We start from the raw sequence: 21,954 nt of genomic DNA, 5'->3' as shown, positions 1-21,954 counted from the left end.
CGACTCTAGCTACCCCAGACACGCCCCATTGGTCGCGATCACTTCGCTGTACAGCTTGGCGGAATCCTTGAACGTCCGTTCCTGCGTCTCGAAATTGACGTGGACGATGCCGAACCGTTTCGAATAGCCGAGCGACCATTCGAGATTGTCGAACAACGACCATAACATATAGCCCTTGATCCGCGCGCCCTGCTCGATCGCCTTGCCGACCGCGGCGACATGTTCGCGTAGATAGGCGGCGCGCAACGGGTCTTCGACCCGGCCTTGCGATGCGGCGGGGGGGTCGTAGAAAGCGGCGCCATTCTCGGTGATGTAGATCGCCGGATCGCCGTAATTGTCCTTCACCCACAACAGCACGTCGGTCAGGCCCTGGCCGAATACTTCCCAGCCGGTGGTGGTGTAAGTCGCCTGAGGCTGGACAACCATTCCCGCGCGGACCGGGAAACTGTCGTCGGCCTTGGTGACGTTGCGGGTGTAGTAATTGACCCCGACGAAATCGATCGGCTGTTTGGCCAGCGCCAGATCCTCCGCCGACCAATCGATCCAGGCCTCGCCGAACACGTCGGCGAGTTCGGGCGGGTTCGTGCCCTGGATGGCGGGGTCGAGATATTGGCGGTTCATATATGCCGTGGCGCGCGCGGTCGCGGCCTGGTCCTCGGGCGAATCCGACGCCGGATATTTGGGCTCGAGATTCACCACCAGCCCGATCTCGTGCTTGCCGATCTCGCGATAGGCTTTCACCGCGGCGCCGTGCGCGCGCATCAAATTGCGGCTGGCGATCGGCGCTTCGAACACATTCTTGTGTCCCGGCGCGAGCGCGCCATGAAGATAGCCGCCATCGGTCACCACCCAGGGTTCGTTGAGCGTCACCCACTTCGTCACTCGGCCATCGAGCCGGTCGAACAGTACGCGGCCGTAATCGGCGAACCAGTCCGCACTATCACGATTCAGCCAGCCGCCTCTGTCGTCGAGGGCGGCCGGCAGGTCCCAATGATAAAGCGTGCACAACGGCTCGATGCCGTTGGCGAGCAACGTGTCGACCAGTCGCTCGTAAAAGCCCAGCCCGGCTTCGTTCACCTGGCCGATGCCGTCGGGCAGCACGCGGCCCCAGGCGACCGAGAAGCGATAGGCCTTGAGCCCCAGCCGCTTCATCAGCGCGACGTCGTCGGCCATGCGGTTATAATGATCGCAGGCGACATCGCCGGTATCGCCCTTGGCCGCCATCAGCCGCGGATCGTGGCTGAAGCGCTGCCAAATCGACGCGCCGGCGCCATCGGCGAGCGGTGAGCCCTCGATCTGGTATGCCGCGGTCGCGCATCCCCACAGGAAATCGTCGGGGAACGGATTACTCATGTGTCTCGGGCCTTCTTCTTGCTGGTTTTCTGGGGACCGCCTGGGGCGGGAACGGTGCGGCGCTGCTCGAGCAGCCAGCGCCACATCGTCGGATCGTCATAAGCAGGCTCCCACGATCCGTGGGTCATCTGCGGATAGATCGTCATCTTCGGGCGGACACTGCCCTTGCAGGCATCGACCTTCTTGACGATCGCGAAGCCTTGCTGGGGATCGACAACGTCATCCTGGTCGCCGTGGAACGCCCAGATCGGCATGTCCTTGAGCACGCAGGGGTCGAGGTCCTTGTCCTCGGAAAGGCCGGCGACCGGCACGATCGCGGCGAATAATTCCGGGTGCCTGAGCGCCCAGGCCCAGGTGGCATAGCCGCCCAGGCTGAGCCCGGTCAGGTAGATGCGGCTGGGGTCGACGCGATACTGCTTGCGGACGGCGGCGAGCAATTGGTCGAGCTTGGCCGTGTCCCACCGTTTGTCTTCGTCGCTGGCGGCTTCGAGCTGCGGCGAGACGAGGATGAAAGGCGATCCGGGATTCTGCGCGATGATCTTGGGCGGGCCGTTGCGTTTGACCGCCTCGATATCGCTGCCGCGCTCGCCCGATCCGTGAAGGAAGATCACCAGCGGCCATTGCTGCGTCTTGTCGGCATCGTAACCGCGCGGCTTGAAGATCAAATAGGGATAGCCGCCTTCAGCCGGCGCCGGCTGCGCGGTCTGCACGCCTTCGGGAAGCGGGGGAGGGGCGGAAGGGTGTTTGGTCGCGGCGATCGTCGCCGCGGCGGCCAGGGCCAAGATCAGTCTCCTCATCCCTTGACGCTCCCCGCCATCAGCCCGGCAATGTAGTAACGCTGCAACAACAGGAAGAGCAGGAGGACGGGGATGAGCGTCACTACGGTGCCGGCCATCATCAGCTCGACATCCTGGACATGCTCGCGGCTGAGGTTGGCGAGCGCTACCGGCAAGGTCTGCTTCTGGCTGTCGTTGAGGATGATCAGCGGCCAGAGGAAATCGGACCATGAGCCGAGGAAGCTGAACGTCGCCAGGGTGGCCAGGATCGGCTTCAAGGTCGGCAGCACGATCGAGCGGAAGATCCTGCCCTCGCTTGCGCCGTCGATGCGCGCGGCCTCGAGCATCTCGTCTGGGATCGACAATGCATATTGGCGGACCAGGAAGATGCCGAACACCGTCGCGATCGACGGTACCAGCACGCCGGCGAAGCTGTTGACGATGTCGAGCGACTTGCAGATCAGGAACAGCGGAATCATCGCGACCTGCGCCGGGATGACGAGCGCGGTCAGCAGGAAGCGGAACAGCCGCTCGCGCCCGCGGAACCGCAATTTGGCGAAAGCGTATCCTGCCATCACGTTGAAGGTCAGCGACATCAGCGTGGCGAGCGTGGCCAGCGTCAGGCTGTTGACGAGGTATCGCGCCATGTCGGTGCTGGCGAAGAGTTCGACGAAATTGGCAAGGGTCGGATGCGCCGGGAGCAGGGGCGGCGGGAAGGACGAGGCCTCGCCCGGGGTCATCAGGCTGACCGATACCATCCACAGCAATGGCGCCATCGCGAACAGCGCGATGGCCCACAGTGCCAGATTGGGCAGGACACCGCCGCGCTTCATTGCGTCCACCGCTCGCTGACGCGCAGCTGCACCAGGGTCAGCGCGAACATGATCAGGAACAGCACGAAGGCGATCGCGCTGGCGAAGCCCAGGTTCCACCAACGGAATCCCTGCTCGTACATGAAATAGAGGATCGAAACGGTGCTCTCGACCGGGCCGCCCTGGGTCATGACATAAGGCTCGGCGAAGAGCTGGAAATAGCCGGCCATGGTCAGGATCGACACCACCAGCAGCACCGGGGCGAGGCCGGGAAGAGTGACGTGGCGGAGGCGCTGGAAGGCGTTGGCGCCATCGATCCGCGCCGCTTCGTGCAACTCCTCGGGGATGGTCTGCAACCCCGCCAGGATGATGATCATGTTGTAGCCGAAATTCTTCCACACCGCGAACAGCACGATCGCGGGCATCGACCAATGCGGATCGCCCAGCCAGTCGATCGGCGCGACACCGATCCCACCCAGCGCCCAATTGATCAGACCGTATTTAGTGTGGAGCAAATAGCGCCAGATCACCGCCACCGCGACGAGCGTGGTGACCACCGGCGCGAAATAGACGGTGCGGAAGAAGCCCTTGAACCGCGCCAGCTTGTTGTCGAGCAGCAAGGCGGCGGCGAGCGACATCATGATCGACAGCGGCACGCCCAGCACCACGAACCAGGCGGTGTTGCCCAGCGCTTTCCAGAATAACGGCGTCTCGAGCAGGTGGAGGTAATTATCGAACCCGACGAAGCGCAGATTGCCGATATCCGCCACCGCATAGATGTCGAAATCGGTGAAGCTCAGGATCAGCGCGGCGGCGACCGGCAGGAAGAAGAACAGCCCCAGCGCAACCAGCGCTGGCGCGACGAATCCCCAGGCTGCGCGCTCCTGGTTCATGACCGTACCTCCGCGAGCACGCCGACTTGCTTCTTGCGCGCCAATATCCACCGCCGTTTGGCGAGTATCTCATCGGCGCGCTTGTCCAGCTCGGCGACGGTCTGGTCGGTGGTCAGCTCACCGTGCGCGGCCTTCTCGGAGACGAGTTTGAGCTCGGTCGCGATCCGCTCCCATTCCGGGACCTTGGGCGTGGCACGCACCCGCGTCATCTGTTCGCCGAACGCCTTGGCATAAGGGTCGTTGGCGAGTTCGGGCGTTTTCCACACACTGATCCTGGGCGGCATATCGCCGGTCAGCGCATGGAAGCGAATCTGGATGTCGGGACGCGACAGGAACGCGACCAGCTTCCACGCCGCATCCTTCTTGGTCGAGGTTTTGAACAGCACCAGGCTGGACCCGCCAGCATTCGACACGCCGGGGCCGTCGGGGCCGGGCATCGGCGCAGTCATCCATTCGCTTTGGTGTGCGAGCGGCAGGCGGCGCTTGAACTCGCCGATCTGCCACGGGCCGGTGATGTAGAAGCTGAACCAGCCGCGATCGAATTCGTCCCAGACATTTGCGACCTGGGTGGTCGCCGCGACCGGCGCGAGCCCGTCGCGCATCGTGCTCAGGTAGAAATCGAGCGCCTTGCGGAACCCCGCGCTGCGAAAATTGCCGCGCGCATCGTCGGTAACCATCGGCTCGGATGCCTGCAGTCCGAGGATTTCGAGCGGCTCATATTCGTTGAGCGGCAAATAGGCGGCGTATTTGTCGGGCCCGACCAGTTTCTTGATCGCCACCATCTGGCGGCGCCATTCCGCCCAGTCGCGCGGCGGATGGTCGAAGCCCGCCCGCTTGAGGATATCGCGGCGATAGAACAGTAATCGCGTGTCGACATACCAGGGCACGCCGTAGAGCTTGCCGTCGACGACATTCGAGTCCCAGATGCCCGGATAATAGTCCGCGCGCGGGATCGCCGGGGTCGCCGCGATCCGCGCGTCGAGCGGTTCGAGCGCGCCGAGCGTGGCGAACTCGGGTACCCAGCTATTCCCCAATTGCGCCAGGTCGGGCATCGCGTCGCCGACGAACGCGGTCAGCAATTTCTCGTGGGCGGCGGTGAACGGCAGCTGCTGGATGCGGACCTTCACCCCCGGATTCTCGCGTTCGAATTCGGGGACGAGATCGCCGATCACCTCGCCCTCGCGGCCCATCGCCCAGACGTCGAGCACCGTCGCCGATGGCGCGGCCGAGCACGATCCCAGGAAGATCGAGACCAACCCGAAGACCAGGGGCAGCAGCCGATTCACCCCAGCCAGCCGCCAGAGAATCCCGCGCGCTGCAGCCCGCGCCTGATCGCGGGGTGGCTGCGCATCGCGTCCCAGATCATGCCGCTCCGCTGGTTCTCGATCATCGTCACGATCGGGCCCTGGTCGAAGCCGAGAAAGTCGCTGTCGACCCAACCCGCCGTCGCCGTGATCGTGCCGTGCTCATGCGGCTGGTCGGCGAAGGTGAAGCTCGGGTTGAACGCGTCGAGGAAGCCGTACTGGCCGTAAATCGCGCTACCGTAGCGCGTGTACAGCGCCTGAGTGGCGGGCTCGACGATTTCCGGCGCGAAGGGCAACGAGCCGACCACGGCGGTCGGCGCGATCGTGCCGTCGTCGAACCCGTCGGGCAAGCCGATCGGACCGCGCGCCGAATAGCCGGTGAACTGGCGTTGCGTGCCGTTGACCATCCCCTGCACGCCGCCGGGTCCGTCGCACGCGGTCAGACCCCAGATGTCCTGCGAATAGCCGACCCACCTGCCGGGGTTCCGTGTCGCGTAGTCGCGTTGCCAATAGGTCGCGCGGCGGCTGTTCTCGAAATAGTCGAACCCCGCCTCGCGCATCGTCGCGTCGCGGATGCCACGCATGTCGAGCCAACACTGAGTATATTGGTGCGCAAAGTGCGGGCCGAAGCCGAGATGGCGCGTGTCGCCGCTGCCGCGCCAGCTGTTGGGATAGGTCGAGCACCACCCGTCATAGGCGTCTTTGTCGAGGTAGAAATCGGGCGCACCAAGCGCGAGGACGTAGAGAATCTGCCCCTCGGTATAGCCGAACCACGGCGTCGCGATGAACCCGCTCTCGGGGTGCCAGCCCATCGAGACGCGCTTGTGCGTGTCCTGTTGCTGAAACCAGCGCCAGTCGCATCGTGCGTAGATCTTGGCCGAGAGGTCGCGGATCTCGGCCTCGTCGACCCGGTCGTAATATTGTCCGGCGAACAGCACGCCAGCGAGCAACCAGCTGGTGTCGACCGAGGACAATTCGTTCTGCCGGAAGCGCAGCCCGGTATCCATATCGAGGAAGTGGTAGAAGAAGCCCTTGTAGCCCGCCATCCCGCTCGGCGCGTCGCCTTGCGGCGCGGTCCAGAAGAAACGCAACGTCGCCAGCGTACGCTCGCGCGCCTGATCTCGCGTGATCCAGCCGTGCTTCACGCCGATCGGATAAGCGGTCAGCGCGAATCCGGTCGCGGCGATGCTCGAGAAGCTCGGCGTCGGCCAGCGATCGACCATCAGGCCGTTGGCCGGGTTCGACCGTTCCCAGAAGAACCGGAACGTGCGCTGTTGCATGTCGGTGAGCAGATCGGCGGTCGACATCGCCGCCGGCGCCGGGGACGCGGAGCTCGACGGCGCACCGCTCATCAGATCGGTGGAACAGCCGCCGAGCAGCGCCGTAGCGCCTCCGGCAAGCAGCAACTGGCGACGGTCAAGCATGGCGACGGCTGGACGCGCGGATGACGAGTTCGGGCTTGAGCATTTCGGTGGTCGCCTCGACAGTATCTTCGGACTCGGTGATCGCGACGAGCTTTTCGAGCGCGCGCTCGCCGAGTTCGGCGAGGTTGAGCGCCATCGTCGACAAAGCGGGCGTGACATATTGCGCGATCGGCACGCCGTCGAAACCGATGATCGCGACATCGTCGGGCGCGCGCATGCCGCCTTCGGCCAGGGTTGCCATGCACGCGACCGCCATCATGTCGTTGGCCGCGAACACGCCGTCGATATGCGGGCGTTGGCTGAGGATCTGCCATGCCGCGTCGATTCCCGAGGCTTCGCTGAAATCGCCTTCGATCTCGATTGCTGCGTCGGCGCCGAGCAACTCGGTCACCGCCGCGCGGAACCCGGCGCGGCGCGCATCGGCGTCGGCATTGCCTTGCGGCCCGGTGACGTGCGCGATCCGCTTGCAGCCCTGCGCCACCAGATGCGCGACTGCCTCGCGCGCGCCGGCCAGATTGTCGATCGCGATGGTCGGATGCGTGCCGTCGCTCGCCGCGGCGTTCATGACGATCGCGGGCAGCCCCTTGGGCAAGTTGCGACCAAGGAATTCGGCATCGACTTGCGGTGACATGACGAGCAATCCGTCGACTCGCCCGCGCATCGCCCGGATCGCCAACTCGGTCTCGTCGGCGCTGCCATGCATGTTGGACAGCAGCAGCTGAAGTCCGCGGCGATGCGCGGCGTAATCGATGCCGCGGATGATTTCGGAGAAGAACTCGCCGAACAGATCGGGCAGCACGACGCCGATCGTGTTGGAGCGGCCGCGCGACAGGCTGCGCGCGCCGAGATGCGGCACGTAATCGAGCGCGCGCGCCGCCTCGATCACGCGCTGGCGCGTCGCTGGGGTGACGCTGGCATGATTGTTGAGCGCGCGGCTGGCGGAGGCGACCGAAACCGCGGCGCGGCGAGCGACATCGCGAATGGTGACGGCCGACATCTATTCCTCCCCAACGCGCCCGCGGGCTGCGCGTGTAACCGTTTCCACGAACTCTTCTAAGCCCCAATCGGGCGCCGCGCCAAGCGGCTTTTTATGAACGTATCGATGCTAAGCGGCAGCGCGTGGGACAGCCGGCATCGGCCGCGGCAGCGCACGACCGTATTCGTCGAACAGGTGCAGCGTCTCTGGCGCCAGCGCGATACTGAGCGTCTCACCCGCCGGTCGTGTTGGCAGCGAGGCGACCAGCGGTTCGGCGAGCCCCTCGATCGCGAGATGGACGTGATGCACCGCACCAAGCGATTCGACCATCCCAACCGTGCCTGTCAGTCGGTTCGTCGCGCCGTCGGTTCCTACATGCTCGGGCCGGACGCCCAGCGTCAGGATTGTTCCGTTCGCGATCACCTCGGTGGCGATCATGGTTTCGATGACCAGACCGCCGGCCAATCTGACCGTCGCGCCCTTCGCACCCGGTCCGGCATAGGTCGCCGGAATCAGGTTCATCGTCGGCGATCCGATGAACCCCGCGACGAACATCGTGTCGGGCCGTGCATACAGATCGTCGGGCGTGCCGACCTGTTCGATCACGCCGCCGTTCAGCACGACGATGCGATCGGCCAGGGTCATCGCCTCGATCTGGTCGTGCGTGACGTAGATCATGGTCGTTCCCAGCGCCTTGTGCAGGCTGGCGAATTCGTAGCGCATGCGCACGCGCAGCGCGGCGTCGAGATTGGACAAAGGCTCGTCGAACAGGAAGACCTTGGGCTGGCGGACGATCGCGCGACCGATCGCGACGCGCTGGCGCTGGCCGCCCGACAATTCCTTGGGCCGCCGGTCGAGCAGATGCGCGATGTCCAGCGTCGCCGCAGCGGCATCGACCGCCCCCGCAATTTCCGCCTTCGATCGTCCGGCCAGCTTGAGCGCGAAGCCCATATTCTCGCGCACGCTCATATGCGGGTAAAGCGCGTAGGATTGGAACACCATGGCGATGCCGCGCTCCGACGGCGCCACGTCATTGACCGCGCGGTCGTCAATCTCGACCGTCCCCGAACTGAGAGATTCCAGACCGGCAATGCTGCGCAACAGGGTCGATTTGCCGCAGCCCGAAGGTCCCACGAACACGACGAACTCGCCATCGGCGATATCCAGATCGATTCCCTTCAGGACCTCGACCGGCCCGAACGCCTTGGCTGCTTGTGTCAGGCGTACCGTCGCCATCGCGCTCTCCTGCTGCGGCGGTGCCGCTTGCCGCGACCCTAACTGCGCTACGCCGCGATGCAAGGCGGCGGTGCGAGCGGTGACGGCAGCGATTGACTCCATGCCGCCGCACGTCAGGCTGCGGCGTAGATATGGGGCGTGATCAAGACAACGCGGGCTGAACGAGCGCGACAGGGTCAGTTCATTGACATTGTGCGATGACCTCGGCGGTGTCGGCAGGAGTGGGGCAGATGATGACGCGGAAGCGGATCGGTTCGGTGACAGGGGCGATTTTCGTGCTGTTGGCGAGTGTGGCGCTACCCGGCATGGCCGCCGCGCAGGATGGACCTTCCGTCGCCGCATCCGCATCCGACGACGCTTATCGCTATATCGACGATGCCGATGCGCTGCTCGACGCGATGGGCACCTCGCCGCCCGATCACGGCTTCAGGTTCGACGGTGTGGATTGCTGGGCCTGGGTGATGGCCGATGGCTCGACGATCCTCGCCGAGCCGCTCGGCGACGATTACCGCTATTACATCTTCGCCCCCGGCGACGATTATCCCTTCTTCGTCGGCGACCGGACCTATGCCTATGGCTTTGACGGGCGGACGCTCGCCGCGGTCTATGGCGACAACGGCGACCTGATCGATCCGTCCGACGACATCGCCGACGGGGCGGCTTGGCTGTCGGATCGCGGTTTCGGCATGAAGCGGGCGATGCAGACTCCCGAGCCGGTCTATGCCGGCGACTGGGCCGACAGCATCGGCTGGTTCGGCGCGATCGAGCTGCGGCTCGACACCTGGCGCAATCGGCCGGGCTGGGTTCGCTATCGCGCCGGACCGGGACGGTGGCATCATCGCGACTGGCGCGAGAAGCTCGGTGCCGAGGGCCAAAAGCGGCGTGAGCGCGCCGAGTGGTTCGACCGGTGGCGGCGTGGCGGCTATCGCGGCCGGCCGCAAGATGGCGGCAAATGGGTCACCACGCCGGGCGGCGCGCAGCCGGGCAAGGACATCGGCCCTGGCAATTGGCCTGGCAGAGGCCATTGGATCGGGCGCCCACGGCCGGTCGCACCCCCGACGCCAGGCACGCCTGGAGCGACACCGGGCTGGCCGGGTCGCGGTGACGGTGCCGGGCCAGGTCGCCGGCCGTACCCGCCGCGCTTTGGCCGGCCGGTCCCGGGTTCGCCCATGCCGACCGCTCCCGCCGCTCCCGTGACCTCTCCGCCGCCAGTCATTGCTCCGACGCCGAGTGCGCCGGGGGCGAAACCCGGCTGGCCGGGTCGCGGCGACAATGCCGGACCGGGTCGCCGCCCCTATCCGCCGCGCTTCGACCGGCCGGTCCCGGGGTCACCCATGCCGACCGCTCCCACTGCTCCCGAGACCTCCGCGCCGCCGCCGGTCGCCGTTTCCCCGGCGCCGGACGGCGACCGTGGCGGCCGCCCGATGCGCTGGCCTCGGATTCAGCGCGATGGCGATCGGCCGACTATAGTTGCGCCGCCGGCTGCGCCCGCACCCGCTCCGGCACCAGCACCTGGCGCGATGCGCGGCGGCGGGCGCTTCGAACGGCCGGTCCGCATCGCGCCACAGCCGCCGATGGCGAAGATAGACCGCGGGGGAGCGACCGACTCGCCCCCGCCCGAAGTGCGGGCCGTATCGCCGCGCCCCGAGCCTCGGCGCTTCCCGCCGCCCGTTTCGATCGCGCCGCGGCCGAGCTTCACACCGCCGCGCGCACCCGTCTCGGCGCCGCCCTCACCGCCACCCTCTCCGCCTTCGCCACCGGCGGCGGCGCGAGTCGCTCCGGCGCCGCCGGCCGCGCGACCAGGCGGCCTGGCTTCCGGGCCACGCAACGTCGGATCGCCGCGGGGCGATGGCGGCAACAGGCCCGGCGGCAAGGGCAGAGACAAATAGCCTTACCGGCATGATCACCCCGGTTGCTCTCGCGGCGGAAGGGTCCCGCGCCCGCTCCGGAGCCGGCGCGACGTGCGTGTCCAAACTGCAACCGACCGCACCTAAAATCGTTTCACCTGCCGCGCGATCGGAGGGAATTCCGCGGTCGTGCGTTGATGACATGTCCGGCGGCGTTTGACGTGTAACCGGGCGTGTAAGAAGAAGTGAGAGGTCACCATGCGTAACAAGATGATTCTGGCTTTGGCTGCCGCCGGCACGATGCTGGTCGCCGCTACCCCAGCCATGGCGCGCGACGGATGCGGCCGTGGTTTCCATCGCGGTTGGCATGACCGCTGCGTGCCCAATCGTGGACCGGGCTATTATGCGGGCGGCCCGAATGTCCGACTGGTCATCGGCAATTATTATCCCAATCGCGGCTATTGGGATGGCCGCCGCTATTGGTGGCACCGCGAGCGGTGGAACGGTGGCTGGCGCTATCGCTGAGCTGACGAAGGGCTAGGCGGCGCGGCAAAGCCGCGCCGTCGGACGGGCCGGGCTGCGCCCGCCCGCCGGCCGGGGCAAACCCCTTTGATCCACATTTAGCCGCAGGCTAAATGTGGATGGGTTTGCCCGTCACCGCCATCGCCGCTTCCTTGATCGCCTCGCTGTGCGTCGGATGCGCGTGGCAGGTATAGGCGATGTCCTCGCTGGTCGCGCCGAACTCCATTGCCTGCGCGGCCTGGGCGATCATCGTGCCGGCGACGCTGGCGATGCACCAGACTCCCAGCACGCGATCGGTCTTGGCATCGGCGATCACCTTCACGAAGCCGTCGGGCTCGTGATTGGTCTTGGCGCGGCTGTTGGCCAGCATCGGGAATTTGCCCACCTTCACTTCGCCGCGCTCCTTCGCCGCTTCCTCGGTCAGGCCGACACCGGCGATTTCGGGCCAAGTATAGACCACCGACGGGATGACATCGTGGTTCACGATGCCGTGCTGGCCGGCAATGTTCTCCGCGACCGCGATGCCTTCGTCCTCGGCCTTGTGCGCGAGCATTGGGCCGGGAACGACGTCGCCGATCGCCCAAATGCCGGGGACCGAGGTGCGGAAGTCGTGGTCGATCTCGATCTGGCCGCGCTGATTGGTGCTGAGCCCAGCCTTGTCGAGCGCCAGGCCATCGGTGTTCGGCTTGCGACCGATCGACACCAGGACGGTATCCGCCTCGATCGTCTCGGCCGCGCCGCCGGCGGCTGGCTCGATCGTCACAGTGGCCTTGTCGCCCTTCACCGTGACGCCGGTGACCTTGGTCGACAGCTTAAACTCGAGACCCTGTTTCTTGAGGATCTTGTTCGATTCCTTGCGGACCTCACCGTCGAAGCCGGGCAGGATCTGGTCAAGGAATTCGACCACAATGACCTTGGCGCCGAGCCGGCGCCACACGCTGCCGAGCTCGAGCCCGATCACGCCGCCGCCGATCACGACCATCTGCTCCGGCACCTTGGGCAGTTCGAGCGCGCCGGTCGAATCGACCACCACTTTCTGATCGATCTCGACGCCGGGGAGCGGGGTGACCGACGAGCCGGTGGCGATGACGATGTTCTTCGCGCGCACGCTGCGGTCGCCGACCTGGACGGTATCGGTGCCGGTGAACGCGGCATGGCCCTTGATCCACTCGACCTTGTTCTTCTTGAACAGGAATTCGATGCCGCCGGTCAGCTGCTTGACCGCATCCTTGCGCTGGCCGTGCATCGTGTCGAGGTCGAGCTCGGGCGTGACCTTGATGCCCAATTTGGCCATCATGCCGTTGGCGGCGTGGTCGTAAAATTCGCTCGCGTGCAGCATCGCCTTGGACGGGATGCAGCCGACGTTGAGGCAGGTTCCGCCCAGCGTCTCACGGCTCTCCACGCACCCGGTCTTGAGCCCGAGCTGCGCCGCGCGGATCGCCGCGACATAGCCGCCGGGGCCGGAGCCGATCACCAGGACGTCGAAATCATAGTCAGCCATGTTTTCCTCCGCCGTCACCCCAGCGAAAGCAGGGGTCTCATGCCACCGGCGAACCTTCGCCGCGTGAGATGCCAGCTTTCGCTGGCATGACGGATATCTCGTTTCCTAGCGTATATAGTTACAGGTCGATCAAAATCCGCGTCGGGTCCTCAATCGCGTTCTTAAGCGCGACCAGGAAGGTCACCGCCTCGCGACCGTCGATCAGGCGATGGTCGTAGCTGAGCGCGAGATACATCATCGGGCGCACCACCACCTGGCCGTCGCGGACTACCGGGCGGTCCTCGATACGGTGGAGGCCGAGCACCGCCGATTGCGGCGGGTTGATGATCGGGGTCGACATCAGCGAGCCGAACACGCCGCCGTTAGAGATGGTGAAGGTACCGCCCTTCATCTCCTCCATCTTGAGCGTGCCGTCCTTGGCGCGCTTGCCGAAATCGCCGATCGTCTTCTCGATGCCGGCGACCGAGAGCTGGTCGGCGTCGCGGATCACCGGCACGACCAGGCCCTGCGGCGCCGAGACGGCGACCGAGATGTCGGCATAATCGTGATAGACGATTTCCTCGCCGTCGATCTGGCCGTTGACCGCGGGCACGTCCTTCAGCGCCATGCAGGCGGCCTTCACGAAGAAGCCCATGAAGCCCAACCGGACGCCGTGCTTCTTCTCGAACAGATCCTTATACTTGGTCCGCGCTTCGATCACCGCCGACATGTCGACGTCGTTGAACGTCGTCAGCATCGCCGCGGTGTTTTGCGCGTCCTTGAGCCGCTTGGCGACGGTCTGGCGCAGGCGCGTCATGCGGACGCGCTCTTCCTTGCGGCCGGTTGAGGCGGCGACCGATGGGGTCTGGACCGGCTCGGCAGCTGGCGCGGGTGCGGCGGGGGTTGCGGCGGCAGCGAGCACGTCGTCCTTGGTCAGCCGGCCGTCCTTGCCGGTGCCCTTGACCGTCGCGGGATCGACGCCGGTTTCGAGCACCGCACGGCGCACCGAGGGGCTGAGCGCGGCGGGTGTATCGCCCGATGCCGGCGCCTGCGGACCGGCGGTCGCGGCGGGGGAAGAGGCGAGCGTCGGCGCGGGCGCCGCCGGGGCAGGGGCCGGTGCGGCGGCGCCGGCACCGCCTGCCTCGATCGTGGCGAGCAACGCGCCGACCGCGACATTGTCGCCGACCGCAACCGCATGCTGGCCCATCACGCCGGCGACCGGCGAGGGCACTTCGACCGCGACCTTGTCGGTTTCCAGGCTGACGATGGGTTCGTCGGCCTTCACCGGATCGCCCGGCTGTTTCAGCCATTCGCCGACAGTTGCCTCGACGATCGATTCGCCCAGCGTGGGGACATTGACTTCGGTTGCCATCTTCACCTCGTCATCCCAGCGGAAGCCGGGATCTCATGATTGGTATCTGCCGCTCGAAACCCCGGCTTTCGCTGGGGTGACGGGCGGATTAGCTCTTCCGCGTGCGGCGGATTTCTTCGCGTACGTTATGGCCCAGCGCGTCGGCGACGAGCGCGGCCTGTTCGGTCTGGTGGCGCTTGGCGAGGCCCGTCGCGGGCGACGCCGAAGCAGCGCGGCCGGCGTAGCGCGCGCGCTTCACCTTGCACTTGGCGGCGGTCAGCGCTTCCTCGATCAGCGGCTCGACGAAGAACCAATAACCGTTGTTGCGCGGCTCTTCCTGCGCCCAGACGATCTCTTCGAGATTGGGCATCCGGCGGACGCGCTCGGCGAGCGGATCGCCCGGGAACGGATAGAGTTGCTCGACGCGGACGATCTGGGTGTTCTTGTCGCCGGCCGCGTCGCGCGCCTCGAACAGGTCATAGGCGACCTTGCCCGAACACAGCACCAGGCGCTTCGTCTCGATATCCGGCGCCGCATCCGGATCCGACAACAGCCGGCGGAAGTGGCTGTCGCCCAGGAAATCCTCGGCTTTCGACACCGCGCGCTTATGGCGCAGCAGCGACTTGGGGGTGAAGATCACCAAGGGCTTGCGGAACGTCCGGTGCATCTGGCGGCGCAACAGATGGAAGATGTTGGCCGGCGTGGTGCAATTGGCGACCTGCATATTGTCGCCGGCGCACAGCTGGAGGAAACGCTCGGGGCGCGCCGAGCTGTGCTCGGGGCCCTGGCCTTCGTAACCGTGCGGCAGCATCATCACCAGGCCGTTGGCGCGCAGCCACTTGGCCTCGCCCGACGCGATGAACTGGTCGATCATAATCTGCGCGCCGTTGGCGAAATCGCCGAACTGGGCTTCCCAGATCACCAGGGTCTTGGGATCGGCGAGCGCATAGCCGTACTCGAACCCGAGCACGCCATATTCGCTGAGCGGCGAATCGAGCACTTCGAAATTGCCGTGCTCGACGCTCCATAGCGGCACATATTTGTGCTCGTCATTCTGGTCGACCCAGACGGCATGGCGCTGCGAGAAGGTGCCGCGGCCCGAATCCTGGCCCGACAGGCGGACGCCATAGCCTTCGGACAGCAGCGATCCGAACGCCAGCGCCTCGCCGGTCGCCCAGTCGAAATTCTCGCCCGACTTGAACATCTCGCGCTTGGCGTCGATCACGCGGTTGAGCGCCTTGTGGACGGTCAAATCCTCGGGGATCGTGGTCAGCGTGCGGCCCAGGCTGTCGAACAATTTGCGTTCGATCCCGGTCTCGACGTTGCGCCGTGCGCTCTCGGCATCGGCCGGCGCGTGCAGCCCCGACCAGCGGCCGGCGAACCAGTCGGCCTTGTTCGCCTTGTACGATGCGCCCGCTTCGAACTCGCCTTCGAGCAAGGTGTCGAACTGGTGGGTGATCGTGTCGATCCAGGCCTGGTCGACCACGCCCTCGGCGATCAGGCGCTTGCCATAGACTTCGCTGACGCCGGGATGCTGGCGGATCGCCTTGTACATCAGCGGCTGGGTGAAGCTCGGCTCGTCGCCTTCGTTATGGCCGAAGCGGCGATAGCACCACATGTCGATGACGATGTCGCGATGGAATTTCTGGCGGAACTCGATCGCCATCTTGCAGGCGAAAGTCACCGCTTCGGGATCGTCGCCATTGACGTGGAAGATCGGCGCCTGGACGCCCTTGGCGACATCCGAGCAATAAGGCGACGAGCGCGCGAATTGCGGGCTGGTGGTGAAGCCGATCTGGTTGTTGATGACGAAATGGATGCAGCCACCAGTATTGTAACCGCGGATGCCGGAGAAGCCGAAGCATTCCCAGACGATGCCCTGGCCCGCGAAGGCCGCGTCGCCATGGATCAGCACGGGCAGCGAGTGGCTATGCTCCTCGAGGTCGCCAGCCAGGGTCTGGATCGCGCGAACCTTGCCCAGCACGACCGGATCCTCCGCCTCGAGGTGCGAGGGGTTGGCGACCAGCGACATATGGACCTTGATCCCGTCGAACTCGCGGTCGGTCGAAGTGCCGAGGTGATACTTCACGTCACCCGACCCGCCGACATCCTCGGGATTGGCCGACCCGCCGCCGAATTCGTGAAAGATCACGCGCAGCGGCTTGGCCATGACATTGGCCAGCACGTTGAGGCGGCCGCGATGCGCCATGCCGAACACGATCTCGTTGACGCCCATCGCGCCGCCATATTTGATCACGCTTTCGAGCGCGGGGATCATCGCTTCGCCGCCGTCGAGACCGAAGCGCTTGGTGCCGACGAACTTCTTGCCGGCAAAGCGTTCCCATTGCTCGGCTTCGATCACCTTGTTGAGGATCGCCTTCTTGCCGTCGACGGTGAACTGGATGGCCTTGTCCTTGCCCTCCATCCGTTCCTGCAGGAAGCGGCGTTCCTCGACATCGGCGATGTGCATATATTCGAGGCCGACATTGCCGCAATAATTGGCGCGCAGGATGTCGACCAGCTCGCGGATCGTCGCCCATTGCAGCCCCATCGTGCCGCCCATGTAGACCGGGCGATCGATGTCGCTTTCGGAAAAGCCGTAATATTCGGTCTTGAGGTCGTCGGGCAGGTCCTGGCGGATAAGGCCGAGCGGATCGAGCGTCGCCGCGAGGTGACCGCGCACGCGATAGGTGCGGATCAACAGCATCGCGCGGATCGAGTCGCTCGCCGCTTTGACGATATCGTCCTGACTGGCGGGCTTGGCAGCCGGAGCAGGCGCGGGAGCGCCGCCGCGCGCGGGCTTGGCCGCTGGCTCCATCTGGGTCGGGTCGAGCGCCGCGGTCAGGTCATCGGTCGACGCCAGCGGCCAAGCAGGGTTCGCCCAGCTCGCGGTCGACGGGCCGTTCTCCAGCCCTTCGAACCAGCCGCGCCACGAGGGCTCGACTGACTCAGGCGATTCCTTGAACTTCCTGTACAGCGCTTCGACGAACGCAGGCGATACACCCGCCGCGATCTCGCTGAAATCCAGACCTTCGTATCCCATTTGACACTCCTTCCCTCTCCCGTCGGGAGAGGGTTGCGCAGACTTAGGCCCGTCAGGGCCTTAGTCGGAGCTGGGTGAGGGGATCACCCTTTCGAGAGCGGGTCCCCTCATCCAACTTCGGCTAGGCAGCAAGCTGCCAAGCCTTCGTATCCTTCTCCCTCTGGAGAAGGATCGAAACTTCACCCCTTCAACACCTCGAGCAGCGTCTCGCCGAGCAGGCTCGGGCTGGCCGAAACCTTGATGCCGGCCGATTCCATCGCCGCGATCTTGTCCTCGGCGCCGCCCTGGCCGCCCGACACGATCGCCCCGGCATGGCCCATGCGGCGGCCCGGAGGCGCCGTGCGGCCGGCGATGAAGCCGGCCATCGGCTTCTTGCGGCCGCGCTTGGCTTCGTCCTTCAGGAACTGCGCCGCTTCTTCTTCGGCCGATCCGCCGATCTCGCCGATCATGATGATCGACTTGGTCTCGTCATCGGCCAGGAACAGTTCGAGCACGTCGATGAAATTGGTGCCGTTGACCGGGTCGCCGCCGATCCCGACCGCGGTGGTCTGGCCAAGCCCTGCATTCGAGGTCTGGAACACGGCTTCATAGGTAAGCGTACCCGAGCGGCTTACAACGCCCACGGAGCCCTTCTTGAAGATGCTGCCCGGCATGATGCCGATCTTGCACTCGCCGGGCGTCAGCACGCCGGGACAGTTCGGGCCGATCAGCCGCGACTTGGAGCCGGACAAAGCGCGCTTGACCTTGACCATGTCGAGCACCGGAATGCCTTCGGTGATCGTCACGATCAGCGGCACTTCGGCGTCGATCGCCTCGAGGATCGAATCCGCGGCGAAGGGCGGCGGGACGTAGATCACCGACGCGGTCGCGCCGGTCTTGCTCACCGCCTCGGCGACGGTGTCGTAGACCGGCAGGCCGAGATGCTCGGTGCCGCCCTTGCCCGGCGTCACGCCACCGACCATCTGCGTGCCGTAATCGAGCGCCGCCTTGGTGTGGAAGCTGCCGGTTTCGCCAGTCATCCCCTGGGTGATGACCTTGGTGTTCTTGTCGACGAGGATGGACATCAGTTTTCCTTCTTCGCGTCTTTGGCGGCACTGTTGCCGATGACGAGGATGATGGTGGAGGCGGTGCTATCGGTCTTCGGTGTGACGACCGGGATAATCAATTCGCTGTTCGGGAGCGCGATCGGCGTCGGTTGGCCGCCCGGTATCGGGGCCTGCACCGTGGCGCCGACCGCCGCACTGACTTGCGGATAGAAGGTCGCCGGATTGAACGAGGCGTCGCCCTTGGCCATCACGACGCAGCCGCCATCGATCCCGGTCTTGTAGATCACCAGGACGTTGTCGCGCTGCAGGACGGTGCCGTCGGGGCCGTTATCAAGCCCCTTGCTCTGGTCGGCCGTCGCGGGTGTCCAGCCCGCGAAGCGAGTCGCCTGGCTGGCGGGGTCGGTCGTCGTACCCAGGCAAGCCTTTGCTGCAGCGACGATCGTCGCCTGCGGGGCCGGTTGCAGGTTCGGATCGTCCGCCGCTGCGGCCGGCGCGGTGGCGAGAATCAGCGCCGCTGTAACGCAGCCTGCCAGCCCCAAGGAGGAACGCATCGGTATCACGCCAGCGAGCCGTCGATGCCCTTGCAAGCCACCAGCAATTCCTTGACCGCGTCGACCGAGACACCGAGGTTCGCCTTGGCTTCATCGTCCAGCGCGATCTCGACGATCTCCTCGACACCGCCGGCGCCGATGATCACCGGCACGCCGACATAAAGGCCGTCGAGACCATATTTGCCGTCGACATAAGCGGCGCATGGCAGCAGCCGCTTCTGGTCGCCGAGATAGGCTTCGGCCATCGCGATGCCGCTGGTCGCGGGGGCGTAATAAGCCGAGCCGGTGCCGAGCAAAGCAACGATCTCGCCGCCGCCACCGCGGGTGCGCTTGACGATCGCGTCGATCCGCTCCTGCGTCGACTTGCCCATCTTGATCAGGTCGGGGACCGGGATGCCCGCGACGGTCGAATATTGCACCACCGGGACCATCGTGTCGCCATGGCCGCCGAGCACGAAGGTGGTGACGTCGCGCGCCGACACGCCGAACTCGTCGGCGATGAAATGGCTGAAGCGCGCCGAGTCGAGCACGCCCGCCATGCCGACGACCTTGTTGTGCGGCAGGCCGGAGAATTCGCGCAGCGCCCAGACCATCGCGTCGAGCGGGTTGGTGATGCAGATGACGAACGCGTCGGGGGCGTTGTTCTTGATGCCCTCACCGACCGCCTTCATTACCTTGAGGTTGATACCGAGCAGATCGTCGCGGCTCATGCCCGGCTTGCGGGCGACGCCGGCGGTGACGATGATGACGTCCGCGCCTGCGATATCCTTGTAATCGTTCGAGCCGGTGATCTTCGCGTCGAAGCCCTCGATCGGGCCGCACTGGCTGAGGTCGAGCGCCTTGCCCTGGGGCACACCCTCGACGACATCGAACAGGACGATGTCGCCCAATTCCTTCTGGGCGGCGAGATGGGCGAGCGTGCCGCCGATATTGCCGGCGCCGATCAGCGCGATCTTCTTGCGGGCCATGAGCACTCCTAAGCGCGAGTGGGCGCACCCCAAGGCGCGCGGGACGCGACGGCGCTTAGGCGCTTGGCGGCCCCGAAGCAACCGCTAAACGGGAGGAATTAACTTGCATTACTGCAATTCATTCGCAAGTGCAATAGCGCGTCAATCATCGATATAACGGCGCTCGCCGGTTGATGCGTTGAACCAGACAGTGATCGGCCGCCCGGTCGCCTCGTCGAGAAAGCGTTCGTTGGTCGGTCGCCAATTGGCGTCGAGCGGCGTGCTGGCATTGCCGCGGTAATTGACGCGTTCGAACACGATCCCGGCGACGAGGATCGCCGGGACAATCAGCATCGGCCAGCCGGCGGCGTCGACCAAGGTGACCCACAGCCCGACCGCCAGCCAGGCAAGGCCGAGTGCCAGGACGACGTTGCGCAACATGTCAGGGGGCCGGGTCGAGGACGACCGCCGTGCCATAAGCGACGACCTCGTTCATCGCCTGCGCGATCTCGCCCGAGTCGAAGCGCATCATGACGACGGCATTGGCGCCCATCACGGTCGCGTTCTGAATCATGCGGTCGATCGCGTGCCGCCGCGCATCCTCGACCAGCTTGGTATATTCGGGAATCTCGCCGCCGACGATCGAGCGCAGGCCGGCGGTGATATTGCCGCCCAGGCCCCGGCTGCGGACGACGACGCCGAACACCTGGCCCAGATTCCTGACGACGTTGTGGCCGGCGACGTTCTCGGTAGTGGTGACGATCATGCAGCTTCTCCTGGATTGGGGCGGGCGCAATTCCATCGTGAGGGCGCGGCTTTGCCGGATGCCGGCGGCACGCAATCGCCCAGCGTATTTGTATTCGGATGGCCTTGAACGGCAAGCCTGATAAAGCTGCGCACACCTTTTGGCGGAATGGTCGATGCAGGACAGGGTTGGCAAAGACTCGGGTATGCCCGGACCCGACGAAGCGTCCTCAGATGCCGTGGGGACGCTGTTCGTCGGCGACGGCTATATCGATCTGGACGGCTGGATCGGCGAGAATGCGGCGCACAGCCATCTCGCGTTCCAACTCAGCATCGGTCTCGACGGACCGATCGAGCTGGTCGGAGAAGGCGAAACCAGATTCGTTGCCGATGCGGTCCTGATCGCGCCCAATACGCGGCATTGGATGGGTCCGATCGGACGGCGTGTGCGGTCCGTCTATGTCGAACCGCAATTGCCCCTGGCGCGCTTGTTCGCGGGGCGGCTTGGTGTACGGCGCATGATGGGCGGCGCGGCCGACCTGGTCGCACTGGCCGGTCAGCTCGTAGTCGGCAGCGACGGCAGGGCGGCACGGTTGCGGGCGCTGATCGAGAATGCGCCGACCGAGCAGGGGCCACGCGATTGGGCCAGGGCATGGAACTTGTCTCCCAGCCGCTTCCGCGCGCTATGCGTCGAATTGCTTGGCGCCCCGCCGATCCGGCTGCGGCAATGGGGGCGCCTCAAGACCGCGGCCCGCGCCCTCATGGACGGTGCCGGCCTGGCCGAGGCGGCCGCAGCAGCAGGCTATGCCGATCAGGCGCATTTCACGCGCCAGCTCCGGCGCTGGTTCGGTGTGTCGCCCGCGCGTGGCCTGGCCTCGTTCAGGATACGCGCCGCGCGATAGCAGGCGTTTCGTTCAAGCCGCTCGCCCCGCTTCCCGGCTAGGCCCCGGCGCGAGGAGAAGGTTGATGACCGAGGATACTCTGCCCGCGCCCGCCCGATTCACGCCGGCTGCCGGCTGCCGCTGGCTGACGCCCTTGTACGACGGGCTGGTCATTTTGCTGACGCGCGAGAAGGCGTGGCGAGACGCGCTCGTCGCACAAGTCGCGCCAGCACGCGACGACGTGATCGTCGACTTGGGGTGCGGGACGGGATCGATGCTGATCCGGTTGGCGGCCGCGGATTCGGGGGCAAGCCTGATGGGGGTCGATCCCGACCCGGCGATCTTGCGGCTCGCGCATCGCAAGGCTGCCGCTGCCGGGGTTTCGCTGCAACTGCTCGACGGTTTCGGGCGCGATGTCGCCGGCCTGTTCGGCGGCTGGGGCGTGACCAAGATCCTGTCGAGCCTGGTGCTGCACCAGGTGCCGCTGGTCGAAAAACGCGCGACCCTGGCAGCGGCATACGATCTGCTGCTGCCGGGCGGCGAGCTGCACATCGCCGATTACGGGCGACAAGCCGGCGCCGTGATGCGTCTGCTGTTCCGGATGACGGTGCAGATGGTCGACGGGGTCGCCGATACGGGTCCGCAAGCCGACGGCATCCTGCCGGACCTGATCGCCGAAGCGGGCTTCACGGACATTGTCGAGACACGGGCGTTCGACACGCCGACTGGCACCATCCGTCTGTACCGGGCGATGCGGCGATAATGCGG

At 65.8% G+C, this 21,954-nt stretch carries 20 protein-coding genes; 4 read left to right on the top strand and 16 right to left on the bottom strand.

The window, feature by feature from the left end; genetic code table 11:
* Nucleotides 1-9: 9 nt before the first annotated feature.
* From AC1DQQ_RS08655 to AC1DQQ_RS08620, 8 genes are all read right to left on the bottom strand, one after another.
* A complete protein-coding gene (locus tag AC1DQQ_RS08655) occupies nt 10-1,353 on the bottom strand; it encodes a GH1 family beta-glucosidase (RefSeq protein WP_478044863.1) in 1,344 nt (447 codons plus the stop codon).
* A complete protein-coding gene (locus AC1DQQ_RS08650) occupies nt 1,350-2,150 on the bottom strand; it encodes a carboxylesterase family protein (protein WP_478044862.1) in 801 nt (266 codons plus the stop codon). Before AC1DQQ_RS08650 ends, AC1DQQ_RS08655 begins: the two co-directional genes overlap by 4 nt.
* Nucleotides 2,147-2,962: a carbohydrate ABC transporter permease gene (locus AC1DQQ_RS08645; RefSeq protein WP_478044861.1), complete on the bottom strand. Its 816-nt coding sequence runs from the start codon at nt 2,960-2,962 to the stop codon at nt 2,147-2,149. The genes AC1DQQ_RS08650 and AC1DQQ_RS08645 overlap by 4 nt, the downstream gene beginning before the upstream one ends.
* Entirely contained in the window at nt 2,959-3,834 is an 876-nt protein-coding gene (locus AC1DQQ_RS08640; protein WP_478030567.1) for a carbohydrate ABC transporter permease, read from the bottom strand. Before AC1DQQ_RS08640 ends, AC1DQQ_RS08645 begins: the two co-directional genes overlap by 4 nt.
* Nucleotides 3,831-5,120 carry a sugar ABC transporter substrate-binding protein gene (locus tag AC1DQQ_RS08635; RefSeq protein ID WP_478039527.1) on the bottom strand — a complete coding sequence of 430 codons (1,290 nt, stop codon included), beginning with the start codon at nt 5,118-5,120 and terminating at the stop codon, nt 3,831-3,833. Before AC1DQQ_RS08635 ends, AC1DQQ_RS08640 begins: the two co-directional genes overlap by 4 nt.
* Nucleotides 5,117-6,562 carry a glucoamylase family protein gene (locus AC1DQQ_RS08630; protein WP_478044860.1) on the bottom strand — a complete coding sequence of 482 codons (1,446 nt, stop codon included), beginning with the start codon at nt 6,560-6,562 and terminating at the stop codon, nt 5,117-5,119. The genes AC1DQQ_RS08635 and AC1DQQ_RS08630 overlap by 4 nt, the downstream gene beginning before the upstream one ends.
* The gene (locus tag AC1DQQ_RS08625; RefSeq protein ID WP_478030563.1) at nt 6,555-7,559 is read right to left on the bottom strand and encodes a LacI family DNA-binding transcriptional regulator; all 1,005 of its coding nucleotides are present in this window, start codon (nt 7,557-7,559) and stop codon (nt 6,555-6,557) included. The genes AC1DQQ_RS08630 and AC1DQQ_RS08625 overlap by 8 nt, the downstream gene beginning before the upstream one ends.
* 108 nt (nt 7,560-7,667) lie before the next feature.
* Complete coding sequence (locus AC1DQQ_RS08620) at nt 7,668-8,774, bottom strand: ABC transporter ATP-binding protein (RefSeq protein ID WP_478044859.1); 1,107 nt, start codon at nt 8,772-8,774, stop codon at nt 7,668-7,670.
* 230 nt (nt 8,775-9,004) lie between these two features.
* Here AC1DQQ_RS08620 and AC1DQQ_RS08615 point away from each other — a divergent pair, with 230 nt between their 5' ends.
* Nucleotides 9,005-10,663, top strand: a complete 1,659-nt coding sequence (locus AC1DQQ_RS08615) for a hypothetical protein (RefSeq protein ID WP_478044858.1) — start codon at nt 9,005-9,007, stop codon at nt 10,661-10,663.
* A 216-nt stretch (nt 10,664-10,879) separates the two neighbouring features.
* Entirely contained in the window at nt 10,880-11,146 is a 267-nt protein-coding gene (locus AC1DQQ_RS08610) for a GCG_CRPN prefix-to-repeats domain-containing protein (protein ID WP_478044857.1), read from the top strand.
* A gap of 106 nt (nt 11,147-11,252) precedes the next feature.
* Here AC1DQQ_RS08610 and lpdA read toward each other — a convergent pair whose 3' ends face one another.
* The 8 genes from lpdA to AC1DQQ_RS08570 form a co-directional block, all read right to left on the bottom strand.
* Nucleotides 11,253-12,644, bottom strand: a complete 1,392-nt coding sequence (gene lpdA / locus AC1DQQ_RS08605) for a dihydrolipoyl dehydrogenase (protein ID WP_478044856.1) — start codon at nt 12,642-12,644, stop codon at nt 11,253-11,255.
* Between the two features lie 118 nt (nt 12,645-12,762).
* The gene (gene odhB / locus AC1DQQ_RS08600) at nt 12,763-13,995 is read right to left on the bottom strand and encodes a 2-oxoglutarate dehydrogenase complex dihydrolipoyllysine-residue succinyltransferase (RefSeq protein ID WP_478030555.1); all 1,233 of its coding nucleotides are present in this window, start codon (nt 13,993-13,995) and stop codon (nt 12,763-12,765) included.
* Between the two features lie 88 nt (nt 13,996-14,083).
* Entirely contained in the window at nt 14,084-17,017 is a 2,934-nt protein-coding gene (locus tag AC1DQQ_RS08595) for a 2-oxoglutarate dehydrogenase E1 component (protein WP_478044855.1), read from the bottom strand.
* Nucleotides 17,018-17,196: 179 nt separating this feature from the next.
* The gene (sucD, locus tag AC1DQQ_RS08590; RefSeq protein ID WP_066587047.1) at nt 17,197-18,081 is read right to left on the bottom strand and encodes a succinate--CoA ligase subunit alpha; all 885 of its coding nucleotides are present in this window, start codon (nt 18,079-18,081) and stop codon (nt 17,197-17,199) included.
* A complete protein-coding gene (locus AC1DQQ_RS08585) occupies nt 18,081-18,614 on the bottom strand; it encodes a hypothetical protein (RefSeq protein ID WP_478039540.1) in 534 nt (177 codons plus the stop codon). The genes sucD and AC1DQQ_RS08585 overlap by 1 nt, the downstream gene beginning before the upstream one ends.
* 5 nt (nt 18,615-18,619) lie before the next feature.
* Complete coding sequence (mdh, locus tag AC1DQQ_RS08580; protein ID WP_478039542.1) at nt 18,620-19,582, bottom strand: malate dehydrogenase; 963 nt, start codon at nt 19,580-19,582, stop codon at nt 18,620-18,622.
* Between the two features lie 141 nt (nt 19,583-19,723).
* Nucleotides 19,724-20,002 carry a hypothetical protein gene (locus tag AC1DQQ_RS08575; RefSeq protein ID WP_478039544.1) on the bottom strand — a complete coding sequence of 93 codons (279 nt, stop codon included), beginning with the start codon at nt 20,000-20,002 and terminating at the stop codon, nt 19,724-19,726.
* Nucleotide 20,003: 1 nt separating this feature from the next.
* Nucleotides 20,004-20,327, bottom strand: a complete 324-nt coding sequence (locus AC1DQQ_RS08570) for a YbjQ family protein (RefSeq protein WP_478039546.1) — start codon at nt 20,325-20,327, stop codon at nt 20,004-20,006.
* A 184-nt stretch (nt 20,328-20,511) separates the two neighbouring features.
* Between AC1DQQ_RS08570 and AC1DQQ_RS08565 the strand changes: the two genes are divergently transcribed.
* Together AC1DQQ_RS08565 and AC1DQQ_RS08560 are read left to right on the top strand one after the other, a co-directional pair.
* Nucleotides 20,512-21,207 carry a helix-turn-helix domain-containing protein gene (locus AC1DQQ_RS08565; RefSeq protein ID WP_478044854.1) on the top strand — a complete coding sequence of 232 codons (696 nt, stop codon included), beginning with the start codon at nt 20,512-20,514 and terminating at the stop codon, nt 21,205-21,207.
* A gap of 64 nt (nt 21,208-21,271) precedes the next feature.
* Nucleotides 21,272-21,949: a class I SAM-dependent methyltransferase gene (locus AC1DQQ_RS08560; protein WP_478044853.1), complete on the top strand. Its 678-nt coding sequence runs from the start codon at nt 21,272-21,274 to the stop codon at nt 21,947-21,949.
* The last annotated feature ends 5 nt before the right edge of the window (nt 21,950-21,954 follow it).

Source organism: Sphingomonas sp. P4_G3 (assembly GCF_056401105.1).
This window is presented reverse-complemented; position numbering and strand designations above follow the sequence as displayed.

Bases quoted from the DNA above. Each gene is read 5' to 3' on its own strand.
- AC1DQQ_RS08640 (WP_478030567.1), bottom strand. From the start codon at position 3,834: ATGAACCAGGAGCGCGCAGCCTGGGGATTCGTCGCGCCAGCGCTGGTT.
- AC1DQQ_RS08645 (WP_478044861.1), bottom strand. From the start codon at position 2,962: ATGAAGCGCGGCGGTGTCCTGCCCAATCTGGCACTGTGGGCCATCGCG.
- AC1DQQ_RS08570 (WP_478039546.1), bottom strand. From the start codon at position 20,327: ATGATCGTCACCACTACCGAGAACGTCGCCGGCCACAACGTCGTCAGG.
- AC1DQQ_RS08560 (WP_478044853.1), top strand. From the start codon at position 21,272: ATGACCGAGGATACTCTGCCCGCGCCCGCCCGATTCACGCCGGCTGCC.
- AC1DQQ_RS08615 (WP_478044858.1), top strand. From the start codon at position 9,005: ATGATGACGCGGAAGCGGATCGGTTCGGTGACAGGGGCGATTTTCGTG.
- AC1DQQ_RS08575 (WP_478039544.1), bottom strand. From the start codon at position 20,002: ATGTTGCGCAACGTCGTCCTGGCACTCGGCCTTGCCTGGCTGGCGGTC.
- AC1DQQ_RS08610 (WP_478044857.1), top strand. From the start codon at position 10,880: ATGCGTAACAAGATGATTCTGGCTTTGGCTGCCGCCGGCACGATGCTG.
- AC1DQQ_RS08625 (WP_478030563.1), bottom strand. From the start codon at position 7,559: ATGTCGGCCGTCACCATTCGCGATGTCGCTCGCCGCGCCGCGGTTTCG.
- lpdA (WP_478044856.1), bottom strand. From the start codon at position 12,644: ATGGCTGACTATGATTTCGACGTCCTGGTGATCGGCTCCGGCCCCGGC.
- AC1DQQ_RS08595 (WP_478044855.1), bottom strand. From the start codon at position 17,017: ATGGGATACGAAGGTCTGGATTTCAGCGAGATCGCGGCGGGTGTATCG.
- AC1DQQ_RS08565 (WP_478044854.1), top strand. From the start codon at position 20,512: ATGCCCGGACCCGACGAAGCGTCCTCAGATGCCGTGGGGACGCTGTTC.
- AC1DQQ_RS08585 (WP_478039540.1), bottom strand. From the start codon at position 18,614: ATGCGTTCCTCCTTGGGGCTGGCAGGCTGCGTTACAGCGGCGCTGATT.
- odhB (WP_478030555.1), bottom strand. From the start codon at position 13,995: ATGGCAACCGAAGTCAATGTCCCCACGCTGGGCGAATCGATCGTCGAG.
- AC1DQQ_RS08650 (WP_478044862.1), bottom strand. From the start codon at position 2,150: ATGAGGAGACTGATCTTGGCCCTGGCCGCCGCGGCGACGATCGCCGCG.
- AC1DQQ_RS08655 (WP_478044863.1), bottom strand. From the start codon at position 1,353: ATGAGTAATCCGTTCCCCGACGATTTCCTGTGGGGATGCGCGACCGCG.
- mdh (WP_478039542.1), bottom strand. From the start codon at position 19,582: ATGGCCCGCAAGAAGATCGCGCTGATCGGCGCCGGCAATATCGGCGGC.
- sucD (WP_066587047.1), bottom strand. From the start codon at position 18,081: ATGTCCATCCTCGTCGACAAGAACACCAAGGTCATCACCCAGGGGATG.
- AC1DQQ_RS08630 (WP_478044860.1), bottom strand. From the start codon at position 6,562: ATGCTTGACCGTCGCCAGTTGCTGCTTGCCGGAGGCGCTACGGCGCTG.
- AC1DQQ_RS08620 (WP_478044859.1), bottom strand. From the start codon at position 8,774: ATGGCGACGGTACGCCTGACACAAGCAGCCAAGGCGTTCGGGCCGGTC.